The 18,200-nt window shown below is 70.1% G+C and carries 18 protein-coding genes and 1 riboswitch; of the genes, 14 read left to right on the forward strand and 4 right to left on the reverse strand.

The window, feature by feature from the left end; all coding sequences use genetic code 11:
- The 3 genes from ABEA82_RS32230 to ABEA82_RS32240 form a co-directional block, all read left to right on the forward strand.
- On the forward strand, window positions 1-820 hold an 820-nt coding region (locus tag ABEA82_RS32230), incomplete at its 5' end, for a cytochrome c oxidase subunit I (protein WP_345665260.1).
- Window positions 817-1,215, forward strand: coding sequence for a cytochrome c oxidase subunit 4 (locus tag ABEA82_RS32235; protein ID WP_345665261.1), 399 nt, complete (start codon window positions 817-819; stop codon window positions 1,213-1,215). The genes ABEA82_RS32230 and ABEA82_RS32235, both read left to right, overlap by 4 nt.
- A 131-nt stretch (window positions 1,216-1,346) precedes the next feature.
- Window positions 1,347-2,603, forward strand: coding sequence for a L,D-transpeptidase (locus ABEA82_RS32240; RefSeq protein WP_345665262.1), 1,257 nt, complete (start codon window positions 1,347-1,349; stop codon window positions 2,601-2,603).
- A gap of 76 nt (window positions 2,604-2,679) precedes the next feature.
- Here ABEA82_RS32240 and ABEA82_RS32245 read toward each other — a convergent pair whose 3' ends face one another.
- On the reverse strand, window positions 2,680-3,081 hold the full coding sequence (locus ABEA82_RS32245) for a response regulator (RefSeq protein WP_345665263.1): 402 nt from the start codon (window positions 3,079-3,081) through the stop codon (window positions 2,680-2,682).
- Between the two features lie 144 nt (window positions 3,082-3,225).
- Here ABEA82_RS32245 and ctaE point away from each other — a divergent pair, with 144 nt between their 5' ends.
- The 6 genes from ctaE to ABEA82_RS32275 all read left to right on the forward strand — a co-directional run bounded on the left by ctaE (window position 3,226) and on the right by ABEA82_RS32275 (window position 10,321).
- A complete protein-coding gene (ctaE, locus tag ABEA82_RS32250; RefSeq protein ID WP_003989683.1) occupies window positions 3,226-3,846 on the forward strand; it encodes an aa3-type cytochrome oxidase subunit III in 621 nt (206 codons plus the stop codon).
- Window positions 3,847-3,923: 77 nt separating this feature from the next.
- The gene (gene qcrC, locus ABEA82_RS32255; RefSeq protein WP_345665264.1) at window positions 3,924-4,736 is read left to right on the forward strand and encodes a cytochrome bc1 complex diheme cytochrome c subunit; all 813 of its coding nucleotides are present in this window, start codon (window positions 3,924-3,926) and stop codon (window positions 4,734-4,736) included.
- Window positions 4,733-5,806 (forward strand): cytochrome bc1 complex Rieske iron-sulfur subunit, encoded by a 1,074-nt coding sequence (gene qcrA / locus ABEA82_RS32260; protein ID WP_345665265.1) that lies wholly within the window; start codon window positions 4,733-4,735, stop codon window positions 5,804-5,806. The genes qcrC and qcrA overlap by 4 nt, the downstream gene beginning before the upstream one ends.
- On the forward strand, window positions 5,803-7,425 hold the full coding sequence (qcrB, locus tag ABEA82_RS32265) for a cytochrome bc1 complex cytochrome b subunit (protein ID WP_345665266.1): 1,623 nt from the start codon (window positions 5,803-5,805) through the stop codon (window positions 7,423-7,425). The genes qcrA and qcrB overlap by 4 nt, the downstream gene beginning before the upstream one ends.
- 126 nt (window positions 7,426-7,551) lie before the next feature.
- Window positions 7,552-8,616 carry an anthranilate phosphoribosyltransferase gene (trpD, locus tag ABEA82_RS32270; RefSeq protein WP_345665267.1) on the forward strand — a complete coding sequence of 355 codons (1,065 nt, stop codon included), beginning with the start codon at window positions 7,552-7,554 and terminating at the stop codon, window positions 8,614-8,616.
- A gap of 72 nt (window positions 8,617-8,688) precedes the next feature.
- Window positions 8,689-8,805: riboswitch (SAM riboswitch) on the forward strand.
- A 148-nt stretch (window positions 8,806-8,953) separates the two neighbouring features.
- Window positions 8,954-10,321 carry an aminotransferase class V-fold PLP-dependent enzyme gene (locus ABEA82_RS32275; RefSeq protein WP_345665268.1) on the forward strand — a complete coding sequence of 456 codons (1,368 nt, stop codon included), beginning with the start codon at window positions 8,954-8,956 and terminating at the stop codon, window positions 10,319-10,321.
- A 22-nt stretch (window positions 10,322-10,343) separates the two neighbouring features.
- On the opposite strand, the gene ABEA82_RS32280 is transcribed toward ABEA82_RS32275, so the two are convergent.
- Entirely contained in the window at window positions 10,344-10,625 is a 282-nt protein-coding gene (locus ABEA82_RS32280; RefSeq protein ID WP_003989677.1) for an Lrp/AsnC family transcriptional regulator, read from the reverse strand.
- Complete coding sequence (locus ABEA82_RS32285) at window positions 10,622-11,374, reverse strand: rhomboid family intramembrane serine protease (protein ID WP_345665269.1); 753 nt, start codon at window positions 11,372-11,374, stop codon at window positions 10,622-10,624. Before ABEA82_RS32285 ends, ABEA82_RS32280 begins: the two co-directional genes overlap by 4 nt.
- 159 nt (window positions 11,375-11,533) lie before the next feature.
- Here ABEA82_RS32285 and ABEA82_RS32290 point away from each other — a divergent pair, with 159 nt between their 5' ends.
- From ABEA82_RS32290 to ABEA82_RS32310, 5 genes are all read left to right on the forward strand, one after another.
- The gene (locus ABEA82_RS32290) at window positions 11,534-11,773 is read left to right on the forward strand and encodes a hypothetical protein (protein ID WP_003989675.1); all 240 of its coding nucleotides are present in this window, start codon (window positions 11,534-11,536) and stop codon (window positions 11,771-11,773) included.
- 37 nt (window positions 11,774-11,810) lie between these two features.
- Window positions 11,811-13,160 carry an NYN domain-containing protein gene (locus tag ABEA82_RS32295; protein ID WP_345665270.1) on the forward strand — a complete coding sequence of 450 codons (1,350 nt, stop codon included), beginning with the start codon at window positions 11,811-11,813 and terminating at the stop codon, window positions 13,158-13,160.
- 249 nt (window positions 13,161-13,409) lie between these two features.
- Window positions 13,410-14,450, forward strand: coding sequence for a C40 family peptidase (locus tag ABEA82_RS32300; RefSeq protein WP_345665271.1), 1,041 nt, complete (start codon window positions 13,410-13,412; stop codon window positions 14,448-14,450).
- Between the two features lie 218 nt (window positions 14,451-14,668).
- Window positions 14,669-15,682: a C40 family peptidase gene (locus ABEA82_RS32305; protein WP_345665272.1), complete on the forward strand. Its 1,014-nt coding sequence runs from the start codon at window positions 14,669-14,671 to the stop codon at window positions 15,680-15,682.
- A 33-nt stretch (window positions 15,683-15,715) separates the two neighbouring features.
- Window positions 15,716-16,900, forward strand: a complete 1,185-nt coding sequence (locus ABEA82_RS32310; RefSeq protein ID WP_345665273.1) for a hypothetical protein — start codon at window positions 15,716-15,718, stop codon at window positions 16,898-16,900.
- Between the two features lie 27 nt (window positions 16,901-16,927).
- Here the strand turns inward: ABEA82_RS32310 and ABEA82_RS32315 are convergent, their stop codons facing one another.
- Entirely contained in the window at window positions 16,928-18,163 is a 1,236-nt protein-coding gene (locus ABEA82_RS32315; protein WP_345665274.1) for a glycosyltransferase 87 family protein, read from the reverse strand.
- Window positions 18,164-18,200 lie beyond the last annotated feature (37 nt).

Below are 18,200 nucleotides of genomic sequence, written 5' to 3' on the forward strand. Positions count from 1 at the left end.
GATCGCGGGTCTGTCCGTGACGGTGTGGGCGCACCACATGTACGTCACCGGCGGTGTGCTGCTGCCGTTCTTCTCCTTCATGACCTTCCTGATCGCGGTCCCGACCGGTGTGAAGTTCTTCAACTGGATCGGCACCATGTGGAAGGGCTCGCTGTCCTTCGAGACACCGATGCTGTGGGCGACCGGCTTCCTGATCACCTTCACCTTCGGTGGTCTGACCGGTGTCATCCTGGCCTCGCCGCCGATGGACTTCCACGTCTCCGACTCGTACTTCGTGGTGGCCCACTTCCACTACGTCGTCTTCGGCACCGTGGTCTTCGCGATGTTCTCCGGCTTCCACTTCTGGTGGCCGAAGTGGACCGGCAAGATGCTGGACGAGACCCTCGGCAAGATCACCTTCTGGACGCTGTTCATCGGCTTCCACGGCACGTTCCTGGTCCAGCACTGGCTGGGCGCCGAGGGCATGCCGCGTCGTTACGCCGACTACCTGGCGGCCGACGGCTTCACCGCGCTGAACACGATCTCGACGATCAGCTCGTTCCTGCTCGGCATGTCGATCCTGCCGTTCTTCTACAACGTGTGGAAGACGGCCAAGTACGGCAAGCCGGTCGGCGTCGACGACCCGTGGGGCTACGGCCGCTCCCTGGAGTGGGCGACCTCCTGCCCGCCGCCGCGGCACAACTTCATCACCATGCCGCGGATCCGCAGTGAATCCCCGGCGTTCGATCTGCACCACCCGGAGATCGCGGCTCTCGACCAGCTCGAGAACACCGGTCACGGCGAGAAGGCCATCGCTGGTGGCAAGGAGGCCGGCAAGTGAAGATCCAGGGCAAGATGTTCATGTGGCTGAGCGTCTTCGTCCTCGCCATGGCGGTCGTCTATGGCGTGTGGTCGAAGGAGCCGGCCGGTACCACGGCCCTCTTCCTGGCCTTCGGCCTGTGCATCATGATCGGCTTCTACCTCGGCTTCACGGCCAAGCGGGTGGACGTCGGCGCACAGGACAACAAGGAGGCGGACGTCGCCGACGACGCCGGCGAGGTCGGGTTCTTCAGCCCGCACAGCTGGCAGCCGTTCTTCCTGGGCATCGGTGGTGCCCTCGCCTTCCTGTCGGTCGCCATCGGCTGGTGGCTGATGTACTTCTCGCTGCCGGTCATCCTGGTCGCCGTCTGGGGCTGGGTCTTCGAGTACTACCGCGGTGAGAACCGCACCCAGTAGCACGAGCCGAGCGCTTCAGGGCCCGGACACTCCGCAGGGAGCGTCCGGGCCCGTGCTTTTGCCGCAATGCGTGTCACCCGTTCGTAGTCTCCTGGCGTGCCGCCCTTGACGCGGCTTCCTAGCGTGAGGTCATGAGCCACCCAGTGATCTCCCGCCCCCGCACCGCCGTCAGCTGCACGCTGCTGGTGACAGCCCTCTGCGCGGGCGTCACCGCCTGCGGCTCCGACGGCAACCCGCTCTCCCACCGCCCCTACGACGCGGCGGACCAGATCTCCGTGAACGCCCCCTCGGAGGGCCGCAAGAAGGCCGACCCGGACAAGCCCCTGGAAGTGGTCGCCGAGGACTCCGACGGGCGCATCACGGACGTCACGGCCTACGACGCCGACGGACGCTACGTGGCCGGCGAACTCGCCGCCGATGGCGGCCGCTGGCACAGCACCTCACCGCTCGCCGCCAACGCCAGTTACACCGTCCGCGTGAGCACCGAGGACGAGGACGGGGCACCGGGCCGCAAGGTCCTCGCCTTCGACACCGGCAAGCCGACCACCCAGAAGCGCCTGGACGTCACCTTCGGCCCCAAGAAGGGCACCTACGGCGTCGGCCAGCCCATCACGGCCGCGCTGAGCCAGCCCGTCAAGGACAGGGCCCAGCGGGCCGTCGTCGAGAATGCGCTCAAGGTCTCCTCCACGCCCGCCGTCGACGGCGCCTGGCACTGGGTGGACGACAAGACGCTGCACTACCGCCCGCAGGAGTACTGGCCCGCTCATGCCACCGTGCAGGTCCGCAGCAACCTCGCGGGCATAAAGATCGGCGACCGGATGTGGGGCGGCAAGGCGAAGCCGCTGACGATCAGCACCGCCGACAAGCTCATAGCCGTCACGGACGCCGCGGCCCACCAGATGACCGTCTACAAGAACGACGAGGTCATACGGCAGATACCGGTCACCACGGGCAAGCCCGGCTACGACACCCGCAACGGCGTCAAGGTCGTCCTCGCCAAGGAGGGCACCGTCCGTATGACCAGCGCCAGCATCGGCTCCTCGGACTTCTACGACCTGATCGTGCACCACTCCGTCCGGGTCACCAACAGCGGCGAGTACGTCCACGCCGCCCCCTGGTCCACCGGCTCCCAGGGCTTCGCCAACGTCAGCCACGGCTGCACCGGCATGAGCACCGAGAACGCCGCGTGGTTCTACGACACCGTCCGCGAGGGCGACATCGTCCAGGTCGTGAACTCCGGCGGCGAGACGATGGCCCCCTTCGGCAACGGCTTCGGCGACTGGAACCTCGACTGGGCGAAATGGCGTACCGGCAGCGCCCTCACCGACGGCACCCCCAACGGCCCCACCCCGGCGGACAGAGCCCGCCTACGCCCTCAGAGCGTCTGACCGCAAGGGGCGCGGGGAACCGCGCGACCAGCCCCCACGCACCCGCACACGCGCAACCACGTGCGGTCCCGAGCCCCTAGGCGTTCAACGCAGCCTTCTCCCGCAGCAGGGAAGCCAACGCGGAGGCGAACTCCACCGGCTCCACCGGCAACGTCACCGCCGCCTCCGCCCGGCTCCACGTCGCCAGCCACGCATCCTGCGGCCGCCCGATCAGCAGCAACACCGGCGGACACCGGAACACCTCGTCCTTGATCTGCCGGCAGACCCCCATCCCCCCCATGGGCACGGCCTCACCGTCCAGCACACAGACGTCGATCCCACCCCGGTCCAGCTCCTTGAGCACCGCGGCCGGAGTCGCGCACTCCACGAACTCCACCACAGGAACGTCCGGAGCCGGCCGTCGGCCGGTCGCGAGCCGCACCTGCTCGCGGGTGTTGGAGTCGTCGCTGTAGACCAGCACCGTGGCGGTCGGCTGCATTGTTCCTCCGTGACGTCAGCGTCGTAAGGACAGGCCCGTGGGGCGGATGCTACTCCCTTGAACACCACGTCAACACCGGTACGACCGGCTCAGACACTCCGAACGGCACCCCCCGGAGTGAGGGCGGGATAAGCGACCGACATAATGTCGGTCGTGGCGACAGCAACGACAGTAGAAACCGGGCACGCGCACCCGTCGGTCAATCGGCCGAACCTCACCAGCGTCGGAACCATCATCTGGTTGAGTTCCGAGCTGATGTTCTTCGCGGCCCTCTTCGCGATGTACTTCACCCTGCGATCGGTGACGGGTCCCGATCACTGGAAGGAGATGGCTGCCCATCTCAACTTCCCGTTCTCGGCGACGAACACCACCATCCTGGTGCTCTCCTCGCTCACCTGCCAGCTCGGCGTCTTCGCCGCCGAGCGCGGTGACGTGAAGAAGCTGCGGATGTGGTTCATCGTCACGTTCGTGATGGGTGCGATCTTCATCGGCGGTCAGGTCTTCGAGTACACGGAGCTGGTCAAGGACGCGGGCCTGTCCCTGTCCTCCGATCCGTACGGCTCGGTGTTCTACCTGACCACCGGCTTCCACGGCCTGCACGTGACAGGCGGTCTCATCGCCTTCCTGCTGGTCCTCGGCCGGACCTACGCGGCCAGCAGGTTCACCCACGAGCAGGCGACGGCCGCGATCGTCGTGTCCTACTACTGGCACTTCGTCGACGTCGTCTGGATCGGCCTCTTCGCCACGATCTACATGATCAAGTAGCCGGGCCCGCCCGCGCGCCCGACGTGGCACGCATCCCAGAAGCATCGACGCAGAAGATCCTGACACCGGGGTAATCCGTGAAAAAGCTCTCCGCACGACGACGCCACCCGTTGGCGGCGGTCGTCGTCCTACTCCTCGCTCTGCTCTTCAGCGGGGGGCTGTACGCCGTGTTCGCACCCACGAGCAAGGCTGAGGCCGACGAAACCGCCCAGTCCCTCACCATCGAGGAGGGCAAGAAGCTCTACTCGGTCGGCTGCGCCAGTTGCCACGGCACCGGCGGTCAGGGCACCTCCGACGGGCCGAGCCTGGTGGGTGTCGGCGCCGCGGCAGTCGACTTCCAGGTGGGTACGGGCCGTATGCCGGCCGCCACCTCCCAGGGTCCGCAGGTCCCGAAGAAGAAGAACATCTACAGCCAGGCCGAGATCGACCAGCTCGCGGCCTACATCGCCTCGCTGGGCGCCGGTCCGGCCGTCCCGACGGAGCAGCAGTACGGCCCCGAGGGCGCCGACATCGCCAAGGGCGGTGAGCTGTTCCGCACCAACTGCGCGCAGTGCCACAACTTCACCGGCAAGGGCGGTGCGCTGACGCACGGCAAGTACGCGCCGTCCCTCGAGGGTGTCGACCCGAAGCACATCTACGAGGCCATGCAGACCGGCCCGCAGAACATGCCGTCCTTCCCCGACACCACGCTGTCGGAGAAGAACAAGAAGGACATCATCGCGTACCTGGACGCGGTCAACAGCAGCAAGTCCGAGAGCCCCGGCGGTCTCGAGCTCGGCGGCCTCGGGCCGGTCAGCGAGGGCCTGTTCGGCTGGATCTTCGGTCTCGGCGGGCTGATCGCCGTCGCCGTGTGGGTCGCCGCCCGGACCGCAAAGGCCAAGAAGTCATGAGTAGCCAAGACATTCCAGAAGAGAACCTGCCCGCCGAACAGTCCGCAGGACACGACGAGCACGGGCACGGCGCGGTGAGCCCCGCGGACGACAAGCACCCCTTCGCCGACCCGGGCCTGCCTCCCCACGAGCACCGGATCCAGGACATCGACGAGCGGGCCGCCAAGCGGTCCGAGCGCTCGGTCGCCTTCCTGTTCACGGTGTCGATGCTGGCCACCGTCGCCTTCATCGCCTCGTTCGTGGCGATCCCGGTCGACAAGTCGGTCTTCATCTTCCCGCTGGGCCACATCAGCGCGCTGAACCTCGCGCTGGGCCTGACGCTCGGCATCGCCCTGTTCTGCATCGGCGCGGGCGCCGTCCACTGGGCCCGCACCCTGATGTCGGACGTGGAGATCGCCGACGAGCGGCACCCGATCGAGGCGGAGCCCGAGGTCCGCGAGAAGGTCTTCGCGGACTTCAAGCAGGGCGCCAAGGAGTCCGCGATCGGCCGCCGCAAGCTGATCCGCAACACCATGTTCGGCGCGCTCACGCTGGTGCCGCTCTCCGGCGTCGTGCTGCTGCGCGACCTCGGCCCGCTGCCCGAGGACAAGCTGCGCCACACGCTGTGGTCCAAGGGCAAGCTGCTCGTCAACATGAACACGAACGAGCCGCTGCGCCCGGCGGACGTCGCGGTCGGCTCGCTGACCTTCGCCAAGCCCGAGGGCCTGGAGGAGCACGACCACGACTTCCAGAACGAGATCGCCAAGGCCGCCCTGATGATCGTCCGGATCCAGCCGGAGAACATCAAGGACAAGCGCGAGCTCGAGTGGTCGCACCAGGGCATCGTCGCGTACTCGAAGATCTGCACCCACGTCGGCTGCCCGATCTCCCTGTACGAGCAGCAGACGCACCACGTGCTCTGCCCCTGCCACCAGTCCACCTTCGACCTCTCCGACGGTGCCCGAGTGATCTTCGGTCCCGCCGGTCACGCCCTGCCGCAGCTCCGCATCGGCGTGAACGAGGAGGGCTACCTCGAGGCGCTCAGCGACTTCGAAGAGCCCGTCGGCCCTGCTTTCTGGGAGCGCGGATGAGCACTGCACAGACACGCCGCAAGGCGCCCGCCGGAGAGCGGGTCGCCGACTGGGCCGACGGCCGCCTCGGGATCTACTCCCTGGCCAAGGCCAACATGCGCAAGATCTTCCCGGACCACTGGTCCTTCATGCTGGGTGAGATCTGCCTCTACAGCTTCATCATCATCATCCTGACGGGTGTGTACCTGACGCTGTTCTTCCACCCGTCGATGAACGAGGTGGAGTACCACGGCAGCTACGTCCCGCTCCAGGGGCAGCTGATGTCGGAGGCGTTCGCCTCCACCCTGGACATCAGCTTCGACGTCCGCGGCGGTCTGCTCATCCGGCAGATCCACCACTGGGCGGCGATCATCTTCCTCGCCGGCATGTTCGTGCACATGATGCGCGTCTTCTTCACCGGCGCGTTCCGCAAGCCGCGTGAGATCAACTGGCTGTTCGGCTTCCTGCTGTTCGTCCTGGGCATGTTCACCGGCTTCACCGGCTACTCGCTCCCGGACGACCTGCTCTCCGGCACCGGTGTCCGCTTCACGCAGGGCGCGATCCTGTCCGTGCCGATCGTCGGCACGTACATCTCGATGTTCCTGTTCGGCGGGGAGTTCCCGGGCACCGACTTCGTCGCCCGGTTCTACTCGATCCACATCCTGCTGCTGCCGGGCATCATGCTCGGGCTCGTGGTCGGCCACCTGATCCTGGTCTTCTACCACAAGCACACCCAGTTCGCGGGTCCCGGCCGGACCAACAAGAACGTCGTCGGCATGCCGCTGCTGCCGGTCTACATGGCCAAGGCCGGAGGCTTCTTCTTCCTGGTCTTCGGTTTCATCGCGGCCCTCGCCGGCCTCGCGACCATCAACCCGATCTGGGTCCTGGGCCCGTACCGGCCCGACCAGGTGTCGACCGGTGCCCAGCCCGACTGGTACATGGGCTTCGCCGAGGGTCTGATCCGCGCGATGCCGGGCTGGGAGATCAACCTCTGGGGTCACACACTCGTCCTCGGTGTGTTCATCCCGCTGGTGGTCTTCGGTCTCTTCCTCGGCATGATCGCCCTCTACCCGTTCATCGAGTCGTGGGTCACCGGGGACAAGCGCGAGCACCACATCCTGGACCGGCCGCGCAACGCCCCGACGCGCACGGGCTTCGGCGTCGCCTGGGTCACCGCGTACATCATCATGCTGATCGGCGGTGGCAACGACATCGTCGCCACCCACTTCCACCTGTCGATCAACTCGGTCACCTGGTTCGTCCGGATCGGGTTCTTCGCCGGGCCGGTCATCGCCTTCATCATCACCAAGCGCATCTGCCTCGGCCTGCAGCGCCGGGACAAGGAGAAGGTGCTGCACGGCCGCGAGTCGGGCATCATCAAGCGCCTGCCGCACGGTGAGTTCATCGAGGTGCACGAGCCGCTCAGCCAGGAGCAGATGTACACGCTCACCGCGCACGAGCAGTACAAGCCGGTCGAGATCGGCCCGACGGTCGACGAGAACGGTGTCGAGCGCAAGGTGAAGGGCTCCGAGAAGCTGCGCGCCAAGCTCAGCGAGTCCTACTACGGCGAGGGCGCCCAGATCCCGAAGCCCACCGCCGAGGAGTACCGGGAGATCACGAGCGGCCACGGCCACCACTGATCACTGCTTCGCCACGCCACAGAGGGGGCCCCGTCCGGTGTTCGGACGGGGCCCTTCGTGGTGTCCCGGGCTGGATAGGGTGAGACCACAGCTTTTACGTGACGTACGACGACCCAGGAGCGGCTTATGAGCGCTGTGACCCCCGCTGGAGGCGACACCGCGGCGGGCCGCACCTGGCCGGCCCTGCTGAACGGCCTGCTGGACCGCCGCGACCTGACCGCCGACGACACCGCCTGGGCCATGGACCTCATCATGCGCGGGGAGGCCACGGACGCGCAGATCGCCGGGTTCGTGGTGGCGCTGCGCGCCAAGGGCGAGACGGTCGAGGAGATCGCCGGGTTCGTCCGGGCGATGTACGAGCACGCGAACGTCATCGAGGTGCCGGGTCCGACCGTCGACATCGTCGGCACCGGCGGCGACGGAGCCAAGACCGTCAACATCTCCACGATGTCCGCGATCGTCATCGCCGGCACCGGCGCGAAGGTCGTCAAGCACGGCAACCGGGCCGCGTCGTCGGCGTCAGGGGCCTCGGACGTCCTGGAGAAGCTCGGCGTCAATCTGGAACTGCCGACACCGCGGGTGGCCGCCGTCGCCGAGGAGGCCGGGATCACCTTCTGCTTCGCGGCGAAGTTCCACCCGGCGATGCGGTACGTGGGCGCCGCCCGTGGCCAGTTGGGCATCCGGACGATCTTCAACGTCCTCGGTCCGCTGACCAACCCCGCCAAGGTGCGCGCCCAGGCCGTCGGGGTCGCGGACCCGCGCATGGCACCCATCGTCGCGGGCGTCTTCGCCGAGCGCGGCCACTCGTCGTTGGTCTTCCGCGGCGACGACGGTCTCGACGAACTCACCACCACGGCCACCTCCCGGGTGTGGGTCGTCCGCGACGGCAAGGTGACCGAGGAGTCCTTCGACCCGCGCGACGTGGGCATCGAACTGGTCCCCGTGGAGGCCCTGCGCGGTGCGGACGCCTCGTACAACGCGGAGGTCGCCCGCCGCCTGCTGGACGGCGAGACCGGCCCGGTGCGCGACGCGGTCCTGCTGAACTCGGCGGCGGCGCTGGTGGCGCTGGAGCCGGCGCGGACGCCGCTGGCCGAGCAGATCGCGGCCGGGATGGCGAAGGCCGCCGAGTCGATCGACTCCGGGGCGGCGAAGCGCACGCTGGAGCGCTGGGTGGCCGCGAGCAACGCGTAGCAAAACCCTCGGCGTCCCGCGATCCGGACTCGGGTTGCGGGGCGCCGATCTTTTCCCGTAGGTTCCTGAGCAGGTCATGAGTGACAGTCATGAGGCCCCGGCCGACTGTCCGGCAACCCTCCGTCCGTGGCGGGGTGCCCCGGGTGAAGACCGGGCTGCAGGCAGCGAGGTCTGTGGCAAGCGCGTGACGAGGAGTTTCCCGTGAACCAGCGAATGCGATAGGGCCGCAGAGCCCCGCCTCCGCACCCCCTTTTCCTTTCACCCCCGCTGGTAGCCGTACGCGTACCGCCGTACCGGCTCGCGGGCGGATTCCACCTGCCTTCACGGGAGTTCACCCATGTCTGTCTCCACCGTCGCCGCCGACCAGTCCGTTTGTGCCCCGCTGCCCGTTCTGGGACGGGACGTCACCGTGCCGCTCGTCACCGGAGGCGAGGTCACCTACGCCGCGCTCGACTACGCCGCCAGCGCCCCGGCCCTCCAGCGGGTCTGGGACGACGTCGCCGCCTACGCCCCGTACTACGGCAGCGTCCACCGTGGTGCCGGGTACCTGTCCCAGCTGTCGACCGACCTGTTCGAGAACGCCCGCCGGACGGTCGCGGAGTTCCTCGGCTGCCGGGACGGCGACCAGGTCGTGTTCACCCGGTCCACCACCGACTCCCTCAACCTGCTCGCCGACGCGCTTCCGGCCGGCTGCCAGGTCTTCGTCTTCGAGACCGAGCACCACGCCTCGCTGCTGCCCTGGCGGAACGCCCGGGTCACCTACCTCGACGCCCCGAGCAGCCCCCGCGAGGCGGTCGAGACCCTGGAGCGCGCCCTCGCCGACCGGGAGCCTCACGGACCGGCCCTCGTCTGCGTCACCGGCGCCTCGAACGTCACCGGCGAGCTGTGGCCCGTACAGGAACTGGCGGCGGCCGCGCACGCCCATGGCGCCCGGATCGTGCTCGACGCCGCCCAGCTGGCCCCGCACCACCCCGTGTCCGTCGCGGACCTCGACGTCGACTGGGTCGCCTTCTCCGGGCACAAGCTGTACGCGCCCTTCGGCTCCGGCGTCCTGGCCGGGCGTGCCGACTGGCTGCGCGAGGCCGAGCCGTACCTGGCGGGCGGCGGCGCCAGCCGCAAGGTCGCCCGGCGCACGGACGGGGGAGTGGACGTGGAGTGGCACGAGACCGCCGCCCGCCACGAGGCCGGATCGCCGAACGTCATCGGCGCCTACTCCATCGCCTCCGCCTGCGCGGCGCTCACCGAGGCCGGATTCGACCAGCTGGTCGCGCGGGAGCAGTACCTGATCGAGAAGGTGCGGGCGGGCCTGGCCGGGGTGCCGGAGGTCCGGATCCTCTCCCTCTTCGGCGACGACGCCCCGCGGGTCGGTGTGCTCTCCTTCGTCGTCGAGGGCTGGAACAGCTCCCACTTCGCCGCCGCCCTCTCCGCCGAGTACGGCATCGGGGTGCGGGACGGGCTCTTCTGCGCCCACCCCCTCCTGCGGACGCTGCTGGGCAGCGACCCGCAGACCCAGGGCGAGTGCGGCGCACCGGAGGCGGCCCCCGGCGAGAAGTCCCTCAACGCGATCCGGGTGAGCTTCGGCGCGGGCACGCCCGACGAGCACGTCGAGCGGTTCGTCGACGCCGTGCGGGAGCTGGTCCAGGACGGCGCGCGGTGGAACTACCGCACCGAGGACGGCCGTTGCGTCCCGGACACGTCGGCGTGAGTCGGTAGCCGAACGACAGGGCCTAGCTGTCCAGCCCGATCGAGAACGCCGCCTCCAGGTCGTGCTGCGAGTAGGTACGGAACGCCACGTGCGTGTCCGTGCCCTCGACGCCGGGGATCTTGCTGATCCGGCCGGGGATGACCTCGGCCAGGTCCTCGTGCTGCCGCACCCGGACCATCGCGATGAGGTCGTAGGTGCCGGTGACGGAGAAGACCTCGCTGACGCTGTCCAGCGCGGCGATCGACTCCGCGATCTCGGGGATCCGGTCCACGCTGGTCTTGATGAGGACGATCGCGGTGATCACGGTTTGTTCTCTCCCTCGGAGGCCGGAGCAGGGGCGGCCTTCACTCTAGTGGGGCTGGTCGGGCGGCCGTAGCGGAGCGACGCGTAGCCGAAGCCCAGACCGAATCCGATCAGGTGGGCGAGGTAGGCCACGCCCGGGCCGTCCGAGGCCCGCCCCGCCGCCAGCCACTGCAGCGCCGCCCAGAAGGGCAGCACCACCCAGGCCGGGAAGCGCACCGGCAGAAAGAAGAGAAACGGCAGGAGACTGGTCACCCGGGCCCTGGGGAACAGGTACAGGAATGCACCGAGGACCGCCGAGATCGCCCCCGACGCCCCCACCAGGGACTGCTCGGAGTCCGCGTTGGCGACGGCGTAGCCCAGCAGGGCCAGGTAGCCGCAGCCGACGTAGAACAGGATGAACTGAACCCGGCCCATCCGCTCCTCGGTCATCGCCCCGAAGACGTAGAGGAAGAGCATGTTGCCGAGCAGGTGCACCCAGCTGCCGTGGACGAAGAGCGCGGTCGCGGGGGTCAGTGCCGATGCGGCGGACCCTTCGAACAGTTCTGCGGGGATCACGCCCCAGCGACGGAAGCAGGCCCGCTGGGCGGCGAGCAGGTCGTCGCCCGTGCCATAGGCCGGGTTCAGGCCCGCGGCGGGGCCGGCCAGGAAGAGCACGCAGCACAGGGCGATCAGTGAGTACGTCACCGGCGCCGACGACCCCCTGACCGCTCGGCCGGCCCGGACGAGGGACGCACTCCACTTGCTGATCATGAATACAGAGCATGACGTAACCGGACGCAACAGCCCAGACCGCCTCGCCGCCGTGGACGCGTGGGCGGCGACGACCCGGCAGGCCGTAGGGTTACGAGCCACACGCACCGGGGATGCCGGTGGCGTCACGGACACTAGAAGGAAAGAGAACAGGTCACGATGACGGTTCCCCTGCCGACCGCCGAGACGCGGTGGCGCTGCACCCTCTGCGGCAACCTCACGCGGTTCGACGTGACCCGCTCGTCGAAGGTCGTCGAGTACGTCCACCTCGACCTGGCCGGAGAGCCGAAGGTCGAGGAGCGCGAGGTGCTCAGTGAGACCATCGAGTCGGTGCGCTGCCGCTGGTGCAACGCGGTGGACCAGGTGGAACTCGTGGACAGGCCGGGCGCCGGCTCCTGAGGGGAGCTGGCCCCGCACAGGCATTGGGGTGTGACGGATGGCGGAGACCACAGGCGGGGGGCCGGGCGACGGCGCCGCTGAGGTGCTCGACCGTCCGCTGCCCGACGGTGTGCGCCGCAGGGTCGTGCAGATCGTCTCCGACGGCTTCGGCTCGCTGACGGTCGGCGAGCTGCCCGCGCAACTCCGGCAGTACGCCCGGTTCGCTCCGAACCGCCGGACCAAGTTCGCCGGCAACGCGATGGCGGCCGCGCTGGAGACCGATCCGCTGTTCCGCCAGCGCATCGGGGAGAAGCTCAGAGAGACCCAGCCGGAGCTGACCGGCGCTCTCGACTCAGGCTCCCCGCCCCCGGCCGCGGACCCGCTCGACGTGGCGGCCGCGGCCTACGTACTGCGGCCCCTCGGCTGGGTGAAGCTGGTGACCGCCGCCGGCGAGGAGGCCCAGCGGGCCGACGCCGAGCGCGCCGACGAGGAGAGCCGGGCCGAGCTGGAGCGGTTGCGCGCCGAGCTGGAGCGGGCCCGCGAACACACCAGGGCCGAGACCGAGCGGCTGCGCGCGGAGCTGGATTCGGCCAAGAAGGAGACCGAGGCGCTGCACCGCAAGCTCCGCGCCGCCGTCAGCGACGTCAAGCGCGGCGAGGCGGCCCTGCGCAAGGCGCACCGCGAGACCGAGGCCGTACGCGCCGAGGGGCATGCCCAGGTGTCCGCCGCCGAGAGCGAGGCCCGGCGGCTCAAGGCCCGGCTGGGGGAGACCGAGGCCGCTCTGGAGGCCACGCGGCGGGCGGCGCGCGAGGGCCGCAGCGTCGAGGACATGCGGGTGCGGCTGCTGCTGGACACCCTGCTCGACGCCACCCAGGGGCTCCGGCGCGAACTGGCGCTGCCGCCGGTGTCGGTGCGGCCCGCCGAGACCGTGGACGCCGTCGAGCCGGGGAGGATGACCCCGAAGGACATCGCCGCCCGCGCGCTCTCCGAGGACGACCCGCAGGTCCTCGACCAGCTGCTGGCGCTGCCGCAGGCACACCTCGTCGTCGACGGTTACAACGTCACCAAAACGGGTTATCCGCAAATGCCACTGGAGAAGCAGCGGCTGCGGCTGCTCGGGCAGCTCTCGCAGCTGGCGGCGCAGAGCGGCGCCGAGGTGACGTGCGTCTTCGACGGGGCCGAACTGGTCGCACCGGTGCTGCTGGCGCCGCCCCGCGGGGTCCGGGTGCTGTTCTCGAAGCCGGGCGTCACCGCCGACGAGCTGATCCGCCAGCTGGTGCGTGCCGAACCCCCTGGCAGGCCCGTCATCGTGGCCTCGACGGACCGCGAGGTCGCCGACGGCGTGGCCAGGGCGGGCGCCCGCCCCGTGGCCTCGGCGATGCTCCTCAAGCGCCTTTCGCGAGCCTAGGAACCGTACGGGCGATGCGTAACCTCCGGGCGTGATGCCCCTATTGGTGAGACATGTGGGCCACGTTGCGTCAAGTGGGGCTCACGGCCTGTGAGTCCAGGGGAAAAGTTGGCTCACTGTGACGCAATTTTTCATCTGAGGATTTGAACTGATCACAGGAAGGTCACTAGGGTCAGGCCCCGAACCTCCTGCTCGGGTGATCGCTCATCGGGAGCGACGGCGGAGGGGCCAAGAAGGAGCTAGTCACCCGTGGCGTCCCACCGTCGTCCGAAGCAGCCGAGCCGCGCACGTGTCACCGTGCTGACCACCGCCGCTGCCGCTGCCGTCGCCTTCAGCTCGCAGGCCGCCAATGCCGCACCCAGCGAGAAGCCGAGCAAGGACGAGGTCAAGGCCAAGGTCGACAAGCTCTACGAAGAGGCGGAGCAGGCCACCGAGAAGTACAACGGGGCCAAGGAGAAGCAGGAGAAGCTCCAGAAGGAGATCTCCACCATCCAGGACAACGTCGCCCGCGGCCAGGAGGAGCTCAACGAGCTGCGCGACAGCCTGGGTCTCGCGGCCGCGTCGCAGTACCGCACCGGCTCCATCGACCCGTCCGTCCAGCTCTTCCTCTCCTCGGACCCGGACAGCTACCTCGACAAGGCCTCCACGCTCGACCAGTTGAGCAGCCAGCAGGTCGAGGCGCTGAAGAAGGTCCAGGAGAAGCAGCGCGAACTCGCCCAGGACCGCGCCGAGGCCTCCGAGAAGCTCAAGGACCTCGCCTCCACCCGCGCCGAGCTCGGCAAGAAGAAGACGGAAGTCCAGGGCAAGCTCTCCTCCGCGCAGAAGCTGCTCAACAGCCTCACCGCCGCCGAGAAGCAGGCCCTCGCCGCCGAGCAGGAACGCGCCAGCCGGGACAGCGAGCGCGACGCCATCTCCGACAACGTCCCGCCGGGCTCCGGCCGGGCCGCCGCGGCCTACGCCTTCGCGCAGAGCCAGCTCGGCAAGCCCTACGTCTACGGCGCCACCGGCACGAGCTCCTACGACTGCTCCGGCCTCACCTCCCGGGCGTACGCCGCGGCCGGCGTGCAGATCCCGCGCACCTCCGAGGCGCAGGCCCAGATCGGCACCAAGATCTACTCGACCAGCCAGCTCAAGGTCGGCGACCTGGTCTTCTTCTTCAACGACCTGCACCACGTGGGCCTCTACGCCGGCAACGGGCAGATCATCCACGCCCCGCGCACCGGCACGGTCGTCCGCTACGAGTCGATGGGCACCATCGGCGGCCCGTTCATGTTCGGCGTCCGCGTCTGACGAACCGCACCGGTCCCCGGAGTCCTCAAGATCAGGACACGGTGTCCGCCGTTCGGGCGAATCACGCCGACCTCACCTGAGGCCACGCCCCGCCAGTGACCTGCGTCAGTGGCGGGGCGTCGCGCTGTGTACCCACGGATGGTCGTTGGCGGTCCCCCGCCGCGGGGCTACTGTCTGCCGCGTTTCCATGTCCGCCAGCGGAAGGAGAGCGGCTTCCCGTGGGGTCCCATCGCCGCCTTGCACCGTCCGGGTTCGACCGTGGCGCCGGTGCCGCGGTCAGCATCCTGTCCGTCGCGGTCACCGCCCTCGGCGCGCTACCGTCCGCGGCCGCACCGCACGACGACACCCGGGCCGAGGTGGACCGCCTCTACGAGCAGGCCGAGAAGGCGACCGAGGCCTACAACGAGGCCGACGAGCGCGCCGACGCCCTGCGCGAGGAGACCGGCTCCGCCCGGGACCGGATCGCCCGGCAGCAGCAGCGCATCAACTCCATGCGGGAGTCGCTCGGTTCGCTGGCCGGTGCGCAGTACCGGTCGGGCGGTCTCGACCCGACCCTCGCCCTGCTGCTCTCCGACGACCCCGGCGAGTACCTCGACAGGGCCTCCCGGCTCGACCGGTTCACCGCCCACCAGGCCCGTGAGCTGAGGAAGCTCCAGGAGGCCATGCGCGAACTCGCCCAGGACCGCGAGGAGGCGGCGGGCAAGCTCCGCGAACTGGTGAAGAGCCGCAAGGCCGTCTCCGCCCACAAGAGGACCGTCGAGCGGAAGCTCGCGGCGGCCCGGCTGCTGCTCAACTCCCTGCCGGAGTCCGAGCGCGAGGCCTACGGCCGTGCCTCCCGCTCCGGCCGGTACGGCATGCCCTGGCTCGGAGACGCCACCGCCGCCTCGGCGCGCGGGGCCGCCGCCGTCGCGGCCGCCCGTGCCGCCCTCGGCAGGCCCTACGTCTGGGGCGCCAACGGCCCCTCCGGCTTCGACTGTTCGGGCCTGATGCAGTGGTCGTACGCGCAGGCCGGGGTCGCCATCCCGCGCACCTCGCAGGCCCAGCGGTACGCCGGCCGGCAGGTCCCGCTCTCCGAGGCGCGCCCCGGCGACCTGGTCGTCTACCGGGGCGACGCCAGCCATGTAGGGATGTACATGGGCAACGGCCAGGTCATCCACGCGCCCCATCCCGGCGCGCCCGTGCGCTACGACCCGGTCGGCATGATGCCCATCTCGTCGGTCACCAGGGTCTGACCAGCGCGGCCCGGCGCCCGTACGATCGGGAAGGTGGCTGGTGAGAGGTCGGGATCCCCGGTGGTGGCGCTCGTTCTGCTGCTCGTCTTCCTGACCGGATGCGGCGGCCGGTCCGCCGCGGACCCCGCCACCGTCGACGTCCAGCGGCTCCTCGACCGCCGGGCCGCCGCGGTCCTCGACCACGACGAGCGGGCCTACGCGCGGACGGGCGGGGGACCGCAGTACGCCGATCTGCGCGCGGTGCCGCTGGATGGCTGGTCGTACCGCGTGACCGGTCTGCGGCGCACCGGGGACACGGCCACCGCCGACGCCGAACTGCGCTACCGCGTCGCCGGATACGACCGGGCGCCGGTGACCGCCGGCCGCACCCTGCGGCTGAGCCGCGACGCGGACGGGCGGTGGTCCGTGGACTCCGACCGGCCCGCGAAGAAGTCCGCGCAGCAGCTGTGGGACCAGGGGGCGGTGCAGGCGGTCCGCGGCGAGCACAGCCTCGTCCTCGGCGTCGGGCAGTCCGGCCGGTCGCTGCGGGAGTACGCGGAGCTGGCCGACCGCGCGGTGCCCGAGGTGTCGCGGGCGTGGGGCACGGACTGGGGCCGGAGTCTCGTCGTGCTCGTGCCGAAGTCACTGGAGGGGATGGCGGCGCTGCTCGGCTCGCCCGCCTCCTCCTACCGGGGGATCGCGGCGGTCACCACCGGCGAGACGGGCGCTCCGGCACGGTCGGCGGCGGACCGCGTCATCGTCAACCCGGACGCCTTCGCCCTCCTCGGCGGTCTCGGCGAGCAGGTGGTCGTCACCCACGAGACGACCCATGTCGCGACCCGCCGCCACACCACCGCCGCCACCCCCCTCTGGTTGTCCGAGGGCTACGCCGACTGGGTCGGCTACCGCGCCACCGGCCGCACCCCGCGCGAGGCCGCCCCCGAACTGTCCCGCGCGGTCACGCAGGGCCGCATCCCGGCCGGCCTGCCGGCGGACGAGGACTTCGCCTTCACCGGCGACGCGAGCCGCCTGGCCCGCGCCTACGAGAGCGGCTGGACGGCCTGCCGGCTCATCGCCGACCGATGGGGCGAGTCCCGGCTGGACGACTTCTACCGAGCCGTCGGGGAGCACCGGAAGCGGGCCGGGGCGGTGGAGGACGCGATGCGGGAGGTGCTCGGGGTGACGCGGGGGGAGTTCACGGGGTTGTGGCAGGAGTATCTGCGGGAGCAGCTCGGCTGACGGCGTGCCGCCGCGACGGGCTGCCGTTCAGGAGGTGACCGGTGTCTCGTCCGTGCGGGCGGGCCGAGTGGGCGCCGGGGCGGGGAGCGTGCGGGGTACCGTCGCGCGCCACAGGGTGCGGGCCGCGAGGAGCGTGGCGGCCACCAGGAGGCCGTTGCGGAGGAACAGCAGGGTGAGGCCGAGGCCGTCGCTGGCCACCACGTTGCCGAAGTAGAGCGGGAACTCCAGGACCGTCACGAAGCAGGCGAGCAGGACCAGGACGACCGGCGCCCGCATCCGGCTCGCGGGGAAGTACAGGCACACCGCCGCGAGGCCGACCAGCCACACCATGTACTGGGGGCTGATCACCCGGCTGGTGGTGGTGAACATCAGCACCGCCACGAAGGCCGCGTCGGCGAGCGTGTGCTCCTCGAAACGCCGGGCCAGCAGCCGCCACAGCACGAGCCAGCCGAAGGCGGCCCCCGTCAGGAACAGCGCGGCCGTGCTCACCTCGCTCACGTACGGCCCGAGGAACTCGATCGAGCCGTAGTTCAGCCGCACCTCGCCCCGCCAGCCGAAGTGCCGGGCGACGTGGAAGACCAGCGCGCCCAGCGACTCCACTTCGGTGCCCCGGTCGCGCTGGGAGGTCAGGAAGGCGAAGCCGCCCGGCATGAGCAGGGCGAATCCGCCGGCGACCGCGATGCCCGTCAGCAGCGCCGACACCCAGGCGGCGCGCCGGCGGGCGGCCAGCAGGATCATGGCAGGCCAGACCTTCAGCAGGGCGCCGAACGCGGCCAGGGCCCCCATCGCCTTGGGGTGCCGGGCGCCCGCGAGCAGCGCGGCCACCGCCACGGCCGTGACCATGACGTCGTAGCGCGCGTACACCGTCGGCCCGAGGAGGGGCACGCCCACCCCCCACACCCAGGCGCCGCGCAGCGACCTGCCGGGGCGTCGGCCCGCGTACGTCAGCAGGGCCAGGACGGCCAGGTCCGTGACGCAGACCAGGACGAAGAAGGCGGTCGCGTAGTCCAGCAGGGGCAGCAGGCCGGGGGAGAGGATGGCCAGCGCGGCGGCGGGCGGGTACTGCCAGGTGACGTCGTGCTGGGGGAACGTCCCGGTCCGCAGGGTGCCGTACCAGCCCTGGTAGATCACGGACACGTCGCTCGTCACGTCCGGGCCGGGGAAGACGAACACCTTCAGCACGAACAGCAGCAGCACCAGCCTCGTGAGGCACCACGTCACCAGCAGCCATGCCAGGGACCGCCTCGCGCCCGTCGTCCTCACCTGATCCCTGCCCGTCCGCGTGCCGTGTCGAAGGAGC

Origin of the sequence: Streptomyces venetus, from assembly GCF_039540295.1 — a bacterium.
GTDB lineage: Bacteria > Actinomycetota > Actinomycetes > Streptomycetales > Streptomycetaceae > Streptomyces > Streptomyces venetus.

Coding starts and splice junctions, on each gene's coding strand:
- ABEA82_RS32275 (WP_345665268.1), top strand. CDS start 8,954: ATGTCTGTCTCCACCGTCGCCGCCGACCAGTCCGTTTGTGCCCCGCTG.
- ABEA82_RS32245 (WP_345665263.1), bottom strand. CDS start 3,081: ATGCAGCCGACCGCCACGGTGCTGGTCTACAGCGACGACTCCAACACC.
- ABEA82_RS32295 (WP_345665270.1), top strand. CDS start 11,811: ATGGCGGAGACCACAGGCGGGGGGCCGGGCGACGGCGCCGCTGAGGTG.
- qcrB (WP_345665266.1), top strand. CDS start 5,803: ATGAGCACTGCACAGACACGCCGCAAGGCGCCCGCCGGAGAGCGGGTC.
- trpD (WP_345665267.1), top strand. CDS start 7,552: ATGAGCGCTGTGACCCCCGCTGGAGGCGACACCGCGGCGGGCCGCACC.
- ABEA82_RS32290 (WP_003989675.1), top strand. CDS start 11,534: ATGACGGTTCCCCTGCCGACCGCCGAGACGCGGTGGCGCTGCACCCTC.
- ABEA82_RS32285 (WP_345665269.1), bottom strand. CDS start 11,374: ATGATCAGCAAGTGGAGTGCGTCCCTCGTCCGGGCCGGCCGAGCGGTC.
- ctaE (WP_003989683.1), top strand. CDS start 3,226: ATGTCGGTCGTGGCGACAGCAACGACAGTAGAAACCGGGCACGCGCAC.
- qcrA (WP_345665265.1), top strand. CDS start 4,733: ATGAGTAGCCAAGACATTCCAGAAGAGAACCTGCCCGCCGAACAGTCC.
- ABEA82_RS32240 (WP_345665262.1), top strand. CDS start 1,347: ATGAGCCACCCAGTGATCTCCCGCCCCCGCACCGCCGTCAGCTGCACG.